12 protein-coding genes are annotated in these 11,380 nt (G+C 67.7%); 11 read left to right on the top strand and 1 reads right to left on the bottom strand.

What is annotated here, in order from left to right:
- The 5 genes from Q3C01_RS40730 to cobJ form a co-directional block, all read left to right on the top strand.
- A partial coding sequence (locus Q3C01_RS40730) for a cobaltochelatase subunit CobN (RefSeq protein WP_458150971.1) occupies nucleotides 1–2,293 on the top strand: 2,293 nt, incomplete at its 5' end.
- Nucleotides 2,290–3,453, top strand: coding sequence for a precorrin-3B synthase (gene cobG / locus Q3C01_RS40725; protein ID WP_458150970.1), 1,164 nt, complete (start codon nucleotides 2,290–2,292; stop codon nucleotides 3,451–3,453). The genes Q3C01_RS40730 and cobG, both read left to right, overlap by 4 nt.
- A complete protein-coding gene (locus Q3C01_RS40720) occupies nucleotides 3,453–4,082 on the top strand; it encodes a precorrin-8X methylmutase (RefSeq protein WP_458150969.1) in 630 nt (209 codons plus the stop codon). The genes cobG and Q3C01_RS40720 overlap by 1 nt, the downstream gene beginning before the upstream one ends.
- A gap of 2 nt (nucleotides 4,083–4,084) precedes the next feature.
- Nucleotides 4,085–4,816, top strand: a complete 732-nt coding sequence (locus tag Q3C01_RS40715; RefSeq protein WP_458150968.1) for a precorrin-2 C(20)-methyltransferase — start codon at nucleotides 4,085–4,087, stop codon at nucleotides 4,814–4,816.
- Nucleotides 4,813–5,547, top strand: a complete 735-nt coding sequence (gene cobJ / locus Q3C01_RS40710) for a precorrin-3B C(17)-methyltransferase (RefSeq protein WP_458150967.1) — start codon at nucleotides 4,813–4,815, stop codon at nucleotides 5,545–5,547. The genes Q3C01_RS40715 and cobJ overlap by 4 nt, the downstream gene beginning before the upstream one ends.
- On the opposite strand, the gene Q3C01_RS40705 is transcribed toward cobJ, so the two are convergent.
- The gene (locus tag Q3C01_RS40705) at nucleotides 5,523–6,269 is read right to left on the bottom strand and encodes a cobalt-precorrin-6A reductase (RefSeq protein ID WP_458150966.1); all 747 of its coding nucleotides are present in this window, start codon (nucleotides 6,267–6,269) and stop codon (nucleotides 5,523–5,525) included. The genes cobJ and Q3C01_RS40705 overlap by 25 nt on opposite strands.
- Here Q3C01_RS40705 and cbiT point away from each other — a divergent pair.
- From cbiT to cobF, 6 genes are read left to right on the top strand one after another with little or no spacing between them, the layout of a single operon-like run.
- Complete coding sequence (gene cbiT / locus Q3C01_RS40700) at nucleotides 6,268–7,446, top strand: precorrin-6Y C5,15-methyltransferase (decarboxylating) subunit CbiT (RefSeq protein WP_458150965.1); 1,179 nt, start codon at nucleotides 6,268–6,270, stop codon at nucleotides 7,444–7,446. The genes Q3C01_RS40705 and cbiT overlap by 2 nt on opposite strands.
- Entirely contained in the window at nucleotides 7,443–7,811 is a 369-nt protein-coding gene (locus Q3C01_RS40695; protein WP_458150964.1) for a cobalamin biosynthesis protein, read from the top strand. The genes cbiT and Q3C01_RS40695 overlap by 4 nt, the downstream gene beginning before the upstream one ends.
- Complete coding sequence (cobM, locus tag Q3C01_RS40690; protein WP_458150963.1) at nucleotides 7,808–8,590, top strand: precorrin-4 C(11)-methyltransferase; 783 nt, start codon at nucleotides 7,808–7,810, stop codon at nucleotides 8,588–8,590. Before Q3C01_RS40695 ends, cobM begins: the two co-directional genes overlap by 4 nt.
- Nucleotides 8,590–9,900 (top strand): cobyrinic acid a,c-diamide synthase CobB, encoded by a 1,311-nt coding sequence (locus tag Q3C01_RS40685; protein WP_458150962.1) that lies wholly within the window; start codon nucleotides 8,590–8,592, stop codon nucleotides 9,898–9,900. The genes cobM and Q3C01_RS40685 overlap by 1 nt, the downstream gene beginning before the upstream one ends.
- Nucleotides 9,897–10,634 carry a uroporphyrinogen-III C-methyltransferase gene (cobA, locus tag Q3C01_RS40680; protein ID WP_458150961.1) on the top strand — a complete coding sequence of 246 codons (738 nt, stop codon included), beginning with the start codon at nucleotides 9,897–9,899 and terminating at the stop codon, nucleotides 10,632–10,634. The genes Q3C01_RS40685 and cobA overlap by 4 nt, the downstream gene beginning before the upstream one ends.
- Nucleotides 10,628–11,377, top strand: coding sequence for a precorrin-6A synthase (deacetylating) (gene cobF, locus Q3C01_RS40675; protein ID WP_458150960.1), 750 nt, complete (start codon nucleotides 10,628–10,630; stop codon nucleotides 11,375–11,377). The genes cobA and cobF overlap by 7 nt, the downstream gene beginning before the upstream one ends.
- Nucleotides 11,378–11,380 lie beyond the last annotated feature (3 nt).

The following is an 11,380-nucleotide window of genomic DNA, read 5'->3' as shown; positions in this document are numbered from 1 at the left end:
CCGCGTGTTCGCGGGGGTGGTGAGCTTCAAGTCGGCCGGCGAGCGCGATCCTGATTTGCAGTTTTCGCACCTTGCCCATCGGCCGGACGATGAGCGCATCGCTGCCGTCGTTGCGCGCGTGGCCGCCTGGCAGGGGCTCGCGGAAAAGCCGGCGGGGGAGAAGCGGCCGGCGATCGTGCTCTCCAACTATCCCGGTCGGCCACACCAGATCGCCCATGCGGTCGGGCTCGACGCGTTCGCTTCCGTTGAAGCGCTGCTCAGTGATCTCGGTGAGGCCGGTTTCGACGTCGAGCCGCAAAGTGCGCTCGGCGATGTCTTGCCGAAACAGGAGTTGACGTGGAGCGTCGCCGACTATCGCGCGGCGCTTTCCTGCCTTCCACTGGCATTGCAGGATGACCTCGAGCGTGCCTGGGGTGCACCCGAGGACGATCCGAGCTGCCGCGGCGGCGAATTTCATTTCGCGGCGATCGAAAGCGGCAAGGCGATCATCACAGTGCAGCCGGAGCGCGGCGAGGTCAGTCACCGTGACGCCGACTATCACGATCTTTCGCGCACGCCGCGTCACGCCTATGTCGCGTTCTATCTCTGGCTCCGGCAGCAGCGCATCGACGCCGTCGTGCACATGGGCGCGCATGGCACGCTGGAATGGCTGCCGGGAAAATCCGTGGCGCTGTCGTCGTCCTGCTGGCCCGAGGCGCTGATCGGCGATCTGCCTGTCATCTATCCCTTCATCGTCAACGATCCCGGCGAGGCGGCGCAGGCCAAGCGGCGCACCGGCGCGGTCACGATCGGCCATCTCCCGCCACAGCTGACGAAGTCCGCTGTGCCGGAGGGCCTGCGCCGGCTCGAGCAATTGCTCGACGAATATTCGACTGCCGATGGTCTCGATCCCGCGCGCCGGCAGCGGCTCATTGTTGCGATCCGCGACGAGGCGCACGCGGCCGGCCTCGACGCCGATCTCGGCCTCGCCGCATCGGCTGCATCGGCCGAGGCGATACCCCGCATCGATCGTTTCGTCTGCGATCTCAAGGAAAGCCAGTTCGGAGACGGCCTGCATGTGTTCGGCCGGGGGACTTGCGGCGAAGCGGAGAGGGACGCGCTGATCGCCGCGTTGTCCGGCCGCCGCGTCGCGCCCGGGCCTGCGGGCTCGCCGTATCGCGGGCGCCAGGACGTGCTGCCGACCGGACGCAACTTGTTTGCCGTCGATCCGCGCGCCGTGCCGACGCCGTCGGCGCATGCGCAAGGTATCAGGCTTGCGGAAGAACTGTTGCGCCGTCACCTGCAGGATCATGGCGACTGGCCGAAAGGGCTTGTCGTCGATCTCTGGGGTTCCGCCACCATGCGCACGGCGGGTGAGGAGTTTGCGATGGCGCTGCATCTGGCCGGTCTCGCGCCGCGCTGGGATCACGGGTCGGGACGTGTGACCGGCTACGACATCATCGCTCCGGCCGAGCTCGGCCGTCCCCGCATCGACGTCACGCTGCGGGTGTCTGGCCTGTTCCGCGACGTCTTCTCGGGCCTCGCGCAATTGTTCGACGCAGCCAGCGAAGCGCTTTCGAAGCGCGACGACGAGGGCGACGAAAATCCCTATCGCATGCGCGTCGCGCGCGTGTTCGGGCCACGTCCCGGACAATACGGCGTCGGCCTGTCCTCGATACCGGATGTCTTCACGCAAGACTCGCGTGCGGCGGCCGGCGAGGCCTGGCTGTCGGCATCATCCTGGGCGTTGTCATCAGATGGCGAGATGCGGCCCGATCGCGCCGGCATCGAGACGAGGCTCGCGAGCGCCGACGCCTTCGTCCATATACAAGATCTACCGGAGACGGATTTGCTGCTCGCCGCCGACTATGCCGCGCATGAAGCAGGCGTTGCAGCGGCGGCGGCAAGGTTAGGTGCGGCCGCGCCATCGCTCTATCACCTCGACGCGACGCGGCCCGACCAGCCGCAGGCGCGCGCGCTGACGGAGGAGATTTCGCGCGTCGTCCGCGCCCGCGCCGCCAATCCGGACTGGATCGCTGGCATGATGCGCCATGGTTTTCGCGGCGCTGCCGAGATCACAGCGACGCTCGAGCATATGGCCGCATTCGCGCATCTGGCGGGCGCCGTGCCACCGCATCTGTTCGATCTCTATTATGACGCGACCCTCGGCAATGACGATGTTCGGACGTTCATGGCGCAGGAAAATCCGGCCGCATTGGCTGCGATGGAAACCTGCTTCACCCGACTGCATGAAGCCTCGCTCTGGAAGACGCGCCGCAACTCGATCGCGGCAGCGCTGAAGGAGGCCTCATGAGCGCAGTCGCGATCAAAGGCTGGTGCCCCGGCGCGCTGCGGCCGATGCTGTCGGGCGATGGCCTCGTGGTGCGCGTGCGTCCGCATGGCGGTCGGCTGGTGGCGACGCAGGCGGCGGGCATTGCGAGCCTTGCCGCGCGCTATGGCAACGGTTTGATCGACGTGACCAGCCGGGCCAATCTTCAAGTGAGGGGCGTGACCGAGGTGGCGCATCTGCCTCTCCTCGATGGCCTCATGCAGTTGGGCCTGCTGGATTCGGACCCCGATACCGAATCGCGACGCAATATTCTGGTGACGCCATTCTGGAACGTCGACGACGACACCTGCTTGATGGCCGACGAGCTCGAGCAGGCCCTGGCCGACAGCGCGCTCGATCTTCCGACCAAGTTCGGTTTCGCTATCGATGATGGCTGTGAGCGTGTGCTGGCTGGCGCGTCCGCGGATATCCGGATCGAACGCGACCGCGCGGGAGGGCTGACGGTGCGTGTCGACGGCGCGCAACTTGGCCGGTCCGTCACACGCACAGAGGCTGTGTCCGCCGCGCTCGCGCTGGCAGAATGGTTCGTGGCATCCGGCGGCGCGAAGGGTGGACGAGGACGCATGGCGGCGCATATCGCCGACGGCGCGAAATTGCCCGACGCCTTGCGCGGCGAGTCGCTGCCGGCCGCCGCAGCCGTTGCGCCGCGTCCCGGTCTTTATCCGCATGGCGCGATCGTGGGTGTCGCGTTCGGCCAGTTACCGCATTCGGCGCTCACTCGTCTTGCCTCTCGTGCTCCGGCGCTGCGTATGACGCCGTGGCGGATGATTTTGGCGGAGGGCATGCGTGACATGCCGGGCGGTGAAGGCCTCATTACCGAGGCCGATGATCCCGCGCTGCGCGTGATCGCCTGCAGTGGCGCACCGCTTTGCCGCGAGGCGCATGCCGATACGCGCGCGCTTGCGGCAGCGCTCGCGCCGAAGATCGCACCCGATGCACGGCTTCACGTGTCCGGTTGCGCCAAGGGGTGTGCGCATTCGGGACCGGCAACGCTCACGCTGGTTGCGACCCGCGATGGATTCGACCTCGTCCGCTCCGGCTCGACCCGTGATGCGCCGGTGCTGCGCGGACTGAGCGGCACCGCCATCGTCAAGAATCCTTCCCTGCTCATGGGAGGGCGCTGATGGCGCACGTGTACGAGACCGACGGCGCGGCGATCTATCGACAATCCTTTGCGACCATCCGTGCCGAAGCCGACCTCGCGCGCTTCGCGCCGGACGAAGAGCAGGTCGTTGTGCGCATGATCCATGCCGCTGGAATGGTTGGGCTCGAGGCCCATATCCGTTTCACGCCGGGCATGGCGCGCACCGCGCGCGTGGCGCTCGAGAACGGCGCGTCGATCCTGTGCGATGCGCGCATGGTGTCGGAGGGAATCACGCGCGCGCGGTTGCCGGCCGGCAATGCCGTCATCTGCACGCTCGGTGATCCCGCCGTGCCCGCGCTGGCGCACGCCATGCGCAACACGCGCTCGGCGGCGGCGCTCGAACTCTGGCGTCCGCATCTTGAAGGTGCGATCGTCGCCATCGGCAACGCGCCGACCGCGCTGTTTCACCTGCTCAACATGCTGGAGGACCGCGACTGTCCGCGGCCAGCGGCGATCATAGGCTGTCCGGTCGGCTTCGTCGGCGCGGCCGAATCCAAGGCGGCGTTGATGACGAATCCTCCAACGCCGGCATTGACTGTCGAGGGGCGGCTCGGTGGCTCGGCGATCACCGTTGCTGCCGTGAATGCGCTGGCAAGCCGGAACGAATGAAGATGGGGCGTATCATCTGTTGCGGCCTTGGGCCTGGCGATCCCGACCTGATGAGCGTCCGCGCCGATCGCGAGGTGCGTGCGGCCAGGCACGTCGCTTATTTTCGTAAGCAAGGCCGTCCGGGCCAGGCGCGACGCATCGTCGAGGGCATGCTTGCGGCCGATGTCACCGAATATCCGATGGAATATCCGGTCACGACGGAGATTGCCTTCGACAGTCCGGAATATGTGCGACTGCTCGGCGGATTCTACGACGAATGGGCGGAGCGGCTGGCGCGGCTGGCACGCGCGGTCGACGTCGTGGTGCTCTGCGAGGGCGATCCTTATTTCTACGGCTCCTTCATGCATCTGCACGCGCGCCTGCAGGGGCGTGTCGAGATCGAGGTGATCGCCGGCATTCCCGGCATGGCCGGTTGCTGGAACGCGGTCGGCCAGCCGATCGCGCTCGGCGACGACGTGACGACGGTGCTGATGGGGACGCTCGCCGAGGACGAACTCGAGCAGCGCATGTGCAATTCCGATGCGCTCGTCATCATGAAGACGGGGCGCAACCTGCAGAAGGTGCGCCGTGCGCTTGCTTCCGCCGGCAGGCTCGACGATGCCTGGCTGGTCGAGCGCGGCACCATGCCGGGCGAACGCGTCGTGCGGCTCGCCGAGATCGACGAAGCCGACTGTCCCTATTTCGCGATCGTGCTGGTGCACGGCCGCGGGCGGCGAATGGACGCGGGCGAATGATGGGAACGCTGACTATTGCGGGGCTTGGGCCCGGCGACGAGGCGCTGGTGACGCCGGAGGTTTCCGCCGCCCTTGCTGCTGCGACTGATGTGGTGGGCTACGCGCCCTATGTCAGGCGTGTTGCTCCCAGGGATGGACTGACGCTGCATCCGTCCGACAATCGCGTGGAGCTTCAGCGCGCGAGCGAGGCACTGCGGCTCGCGGCCGAGGGACGAAACGTCGTCGTGGTGTCCTCCGGTGATCCCGGCGTGTTCGCGATGGCGTCGGCCGTATTCGAGGCGCTTGAACAGGCTCCAGAATGGCAGAAGCTTCCGATCCGCGTTCTGCCTGGCGTGACCGCGATGCTGGCCGCTGCTGCGCGCGCAGGTGCGCCGCTCGGCCATGATTTTTGTGCGATCAATCTCTCGGACAATCTCAAGCCGTGGCCGTTGATCGAGAAGCGCCTGCGGCTTGCAGCCGAGGCGGACTTCGCAATCGCGCTCTACAATCCGCGCTCGGCGAGCCGGCCGGAAGGCTTTGGCCGAGCGCTCGCGGTGTTGAGGGAGGCGGGCTGCGGCGAACGGCTGGTGATCTTCGCCCGCGCGATCAGCGCGCCCGACGAGCGGATCGAGACGGTCACGCTCAACGAGGCGACGCCCGGGATGGCCGACATGCGCACGCTCGTCATCGTCGGCAATTCGCAGACGCGCCGCGTCGGCCCCTGGGTCTATGCGCCGAGGCAGGTCCGATGACCGAGCCACGCCATGACCTCGGCCACGCTTTCGACGCGATGCCGTCGGGGCAGTTGCGGCCGCGCGATCATGATGACGGGCAGGCCAAGCGCGCGGCCCGCGTCGATCTTGGCGCGCGCGCCCTCGCCGCCGGAATTGCGGGCGACGATCCATGCGATGCCACGCGATCGCAGCATCTCGACTTCGCCCTGGTAGGTGAACGGCCCACGCGACACGATGATTTCGGCGTCAAACGGCATCGTTCCCTCGGGCGGATCCACGAATCGCAATGTGTAGGCGTGCTGCGGCTTCTCGCGGAATGGGGCGATATGCTGCCGGCCGATCGCGAGGAAGACGCGCGCCGGCGTCTCGGGCAGGGCCGCGAGGGCGGCGGCGATGTCGGCGACCTCGATCCAGTGATCACCGGGGGCTTTGATCCACGGCGCGCGTTCGAGCGCGACAAGGGGCGTATGCGTTTCCGCGCAGGCCAGGGCGGCGTTGCGGCTCATCTCCGCCGCGAAGGGATGCGTGGCGTCGATGACATGCGTGATGCCTTCCTGCCGGACGTAATCCGCAAGTCCGCTCACGCCGCCAAAGCCACCGCTGCGGATCGGCAGCGGCTGTCCGGCCGGCGTGCGGGTGCGGCCTCCGTAGGAATAGATCGCATCGACGCCGGCGCGCGCGATCTCCGCGGCGAGCGCATTGGCATCACTCGTTCCGCCCAGAATGAGGGCGCGCGTCATGGCTGATCCCTGGCTGACCATCATCGGTATCGGCGAAGATGGCCTTGCCGGCCTCTCCGAGGCAAGCCGAAAGGCACTTGCCAGGGCCGAGACGGTGTTCGGCGGCGAGCGCCATCTTGCGCTTGCAGGCATAACCGATCGTGGCCACCCGTGGCCAGTGCCGTTCGATGCCGATGTCGTGCTGGGCTGCCGCGGCCGGCCCACCGTGGTGCTCGCGTCGGGCGATCCGTTCTGGCACGGTGCCGGCGCCAGCCTCGCCGAGAGATTGGAAGCGGGTGAGTGGATCGCGCATTCCTCGCCGTCGACATTCTCGCTTGCCGCGGCGAGGCTGGGCTGGCGACTCGAGTCTTGCATCTGCGTTGCGCTCCATGCCGCCCCGTTCGAGCGCCTGGTGCCGCATCTCGCAAATGGCGCGCGGATCATCTGCCTCGTGCGCGACGGCAACGCGGCCGGCGATCTGGCGAATTGGCTGACGGAGCGGGGCTGGGGCGCATCGCCGTTCTGGACGCTATTCGCGCTCGGCGGCCAGCGCGAGCGTATCGTGACGCACCGTACAGATGCTCATACAGCCGAGCCTGGCGACCTTGTTGCGGTCGCGCTGGAGGCCAGGGGCCTGAATGGCATTCCCCGCAGCTCCGGCCTTGCCGACGATCTCTTCGTGCATGATGGCCAGATCACGAAGCGAGCGATACGCGCGCTGGCCTTGTCGGCGCTGGCGCCGCGGCCGGGCGAACGTCTCTGGGACATCGGCGCGGGCTCCGGCTCGATCTCGGTGGAATGGGCCTTGTGCGGCGGCGCGGCAATGGCGATCGAGGCGCGCGAGGATCGCGCCGCGAACATCCGCAGCAATGCCGCGGCTTTCGGACTAGCGCATCGGATCGCCGTGATCGTGGGAGACGCGCCCGGCGCTCTGGCAGACCTGGAGACGCCCGACGCCGTATTCATCGGCGGCGGCCTCGATGCCACAATGTTCGACGCCGTCTGGTCTCGGATTGCGCCCGGCACGCGGCTGGTGGCCCACGCCGTGACGCTAGAGACGGAAACGCTGCTGGTGGAGCTAAACCGGCGCCTTGGCGGCGAACTAATGCGGGTCGAGATCGCGCATGCGGGCCCGTTGGGGCGCTACCGGTCCTGGGAGGCGGCGCGGCCGGTCGTGCAATGGAGCGTGGTGCGATGAAGGTCGCAGGGCTCGGCTTCAAGCGCGACGCCACGCTCGCCGCACTGCGCGAGGCACTTCTCGCCGCGGGCGGTGTGAAAGGTCTCGCGGCCGTTGCAACCGTCAGCGACAAGGCGGACAGCGCGGCGCTGAAGTTGCTGGCGGGTGAATTCAACCTGCCGATCATGGCTGTTTCGGTCGATGTGCTCGCCGGCATCACGACGCCGACGCAGTCAAAGCGCATCAAGGAAAAATTCGGTACCGGCTCGGTGGCGGAAGCCGTCGCGCTCGCGGCAGCGGGTCGTGACGCGAGACTGGTTGCGACGCGCGTGGTCTCGCGGGACCGGACCGCGACCGCGGCGATTGCGGAGGGAGACGGCGAATGACCGTGCATTTCATTGGGGCGGGTCCGGGCGCCGCCGACCTCCTCACTTTGCGCGGGCGCGATCTGATCGCGGCCTCGCCGGTGTGCCTCTATGCGGGCTCGCTCGTGCCCGAAGGCGTCCTGGCGCACTGCCCGAAGGGCGCGCGGATCGTCAATACGGCGCCGCTGTCGCTCGACGAGATCATCGCTGAGATCGCCAGTGCCCATGCGGAAGCCAAGGACGTTGCGCGGCTGCATTCGGGCGACCTGTCGATCTGGTCGGCGATGGGTGAGCAATTGCGCCGCCTGCGTGCTCTCGGCATTCCCTTCACCGTCACGCCGGGCGTGCCCTCGTTCTCGGCTGCTGCGGCGGCATTGGAGGCCGAACTGACGTTGCCAGGGCTTGCGCAGTCCGTGGTGCTGACGCGCACGCCAGGCCGGGCGAGCGCGATGCCGGAGGGTGAGAAGCTCGCGACTTTTGCCGCGACCGGCGCGGTGCTCGCAATCCATCTCTCGATCCATCTGCTCGACAAGGTCGTCGCGGATCTGAAGCCGCATTATGGCGCGGACTGTCCGGTGGCGATCGTCTGGCGCGCGAGCTGGCCGGACCAGCGCATCGTGCGCGCCACGCTCGCAACGCTCGATGCGGCGGTCGGCACCGAGCTCGAACGCACGGCGCTCATCCTGGTCGGTCGCACGCTTGGCTCGGAGGAGTTCTCCGAGAGCCGCCTTTATGCAGCCGACTACGACCGCCGCTACCGGCCGGTTGGTCCTGCGCCGCGCTTTCCGGAGGCATCGTGATGGCGACAGGTCTCGTCATATCGGCGCCGGCTTCCGGCGTCGGCAAGACGACGCTGACGCTGGCGCTCGCACGCGCCTATCGCGATCGCGGCCTCAAGGTGCAGTGCTTCAAGAGCGGCCCCGACTACATCGACCCGGCCTTTCATGCGGCCGCCACGGGACGCGCCTCCGTCAACATCGACAGCTGGGCGATGGATCGCGCGACGATCGAAGATCTCGTCAGCCGTGGTGCGAATGCCGATCTCGTACTGGCCGAGGGCTCGATGGGCCTGTTCGACGGCGTCGCTGCGCGCGGCGTCTCGGGCACTGGTGCCACCGCCGACATCGCGGAGATGATGGGCTGGCCCGTGCTGCTGGTGATCGATCCGTCCGGCCAGGCGCAGACAGCCGCGGCGATTGCCGCGGGCCTGCGAGATTATCGCCGCGGTGTGCAGCTTGCAGGCGTCGTGCTCAACCGCGTCGCGAGCCTGCGGCATGAGGACCTCGTGCGGCGTGCGTTGAAGGATGCGGGCATTGCCGTGTTCGGCGCGCTGCCGCGTCATGCCGAGATCAGCCTGCCGAAGCGGCATCTCGGCCTGGTGCAGGCGGAGGAGCAGATGGAGATCGGTCGCCTGATCGGTGAGGCCGCGCGCTTCGTCGGCGAGCACGTCGATCTCGACGCCGTGCTAGGCGCTGCATCCGCATGGACATCGCAGCCCATCACGAACCGGCTTAGCGTTACGCCGCCCGGCCAGCGCATTGCACTGGCGCGCGATGCGGCGTTCTCCTTCGTCTATCCGCACATGCTCGAGGCCTGGCGCGCCGCCGGTGCCGAGATCCTGCCCTTCTCGCCGCTCGCCGATGAGGGGCCCGATGCGAGCGCCGACGTGTGCTGGCTGCCCGGCGGCTATCCGGAATTGCACGCCGGTCGCATCGCGGCGAATACGCGCTTCCGCGAGCGTTTGCGCGCCTTCGCCGAGACGCGGCCGGTGCACGGCGAATGCGGCGGCTACATGGTGATGGGCGCGGCCCTGACCGACGCCGACGGCGCGCGGCACGAGATGCTGAGCCTTCTGGGCCTTCAGACGAGCTTTGCCAAGCGGCGCATGCATCTCGGCTATCGGCTGGCCGAGCTCGCGGCGCCGATGCCGGGACATCAGCCCGGCGCACGCCTGCGCGGTCATGAATTCCATTATTCGACGATTCTCGCGCAGCCTGATGTACCGCTTGCGATCGTGCGTGACGCGACAGGCGCTGTTGTCGCGGAGACCGGATCGCGGCGCGGGCATGCGACGGGCACCTTCTTTCATTTGATTTCGGAGGACCGGTGAGCGGCTTCGTCTCCTTCATCTCTGCCGGTCCCGGCGATCCCGAGCTCTTGACGCTCAAGGGCGCCGCGCGGCTGCGCGAGGCCGACGTCGTGCTCTACGACGATCTCGCTTCCGGTGCGATCCTCGAGCTTGCCAGGCCCGGCGCCAATCTGGTGGCGGTCGGAAAACGCGCCGGGAGGCCTTCGACCAAGCAGCAGCACGTCAACCGCCTGCTGGTTGATTATGCGGCGACCGGCGCACGCGTGGTGCGGTTGAAATCCGGCGATGCCGGCATCTTCGGCCGGCTCGAGGAGGAGATCGAGACGCTTCGGGTGTCGGGGATCGGCTACGAGATCGTGCCCGGCGTCACCTCGGCCTGCGTCGCGGCGGCGCAAGCCGGCATCCCCCTGACCCGGCGAAACACCGCGCGCCGGGTGCAGTTCGTGACCGGGGCCGATGTGACCGGGCAGTTGCCGCAAAATCTGAACTGGGCGGCGCTGGCCGACCCGGACGCCACGACGGTGGTCTATATGGGCCGGCGCACGTTTCCGGAACTGGCCGCAAGGCTGATCGCGCAGGGTCTTTCGCCGGATACGCCGGCGTTGTTTGCGGAATCCCTGGGCCGCAACGATGAGCGGCTGGTACGCACGACCATCGCGAAACTCGCCGAAGAACTCGCGCAGGCCGCGCCCGCGACCACAGCTGCCGTCATCCTGTTCGGCGCGCTGGCGGAGGTTGACGGATCATCATGCTGACGCTTTCTCTGATAGGCATTGGTTGCGGCGATCCGGAGCAGCTCACGCTGGCCGCGATCCGCGCCATCAACGCGGCCGACCTTGTCCTGATCCCGCGCAAGGGGACGCAGAAGTCCGATCTCGCCGAACTGCGGCGGACGATTTGCGCTGATGTGCTCACCAGCAAAGAGACGCGTCTCGCAGAGTTCGATCTGCCGGAGCGTGATGTCGGCGATGCCGACTACCGCAAGGGGGTCGACGACTGGCACAACGCGGTCGCGGCGACATGGTCGCAGGCGATCGCGGGACATCTCGGACATGATGGCCGCGTTGCGTTGCTGATCTGGGGCGATCCGTCGCTCTATGATTCCTCCTTGCGGATCGCGCGACGGCTCGACCCTTTGCCGGCGATCGAAGTCGTCCCCGGCATCACCTCGATCCAGGCGCTGTGCGCGGCGCACGCGCTGCCGCTGAACGATATCGGCGAGCCTTTCCTGGTGACGACAGGGCGGCGCCTGCGCGAAGGCGGCTGGCCTGACGGTACCGACACCGTGGTCGTGATGCTCGATGGTGGCACGGCGTTTCAGTCACTCGATCCGGAAGGCCTGCAGATATGGTGGGGCGCCTATCTCGGAATGCCCGATCAGGTCGTCATGTCGGGTGCATTGGCCGAGATAGGCGCGCGCATCGTCGCGGTACGCCAAGAGGCGCGCGAACGGCACGGCTGGATCATGGACAGCTACATTCTCAAACGCAGAGCGTGACGC

The organism is Bradyrhizobium sp. UFLA05-109 (assembly GCF_054185165.1).
The sequence above is the reverse complement of the archived record's forward strand: the minus strand, read 5'-3'. Positions and strand labels throughout refer to the sequence as shown.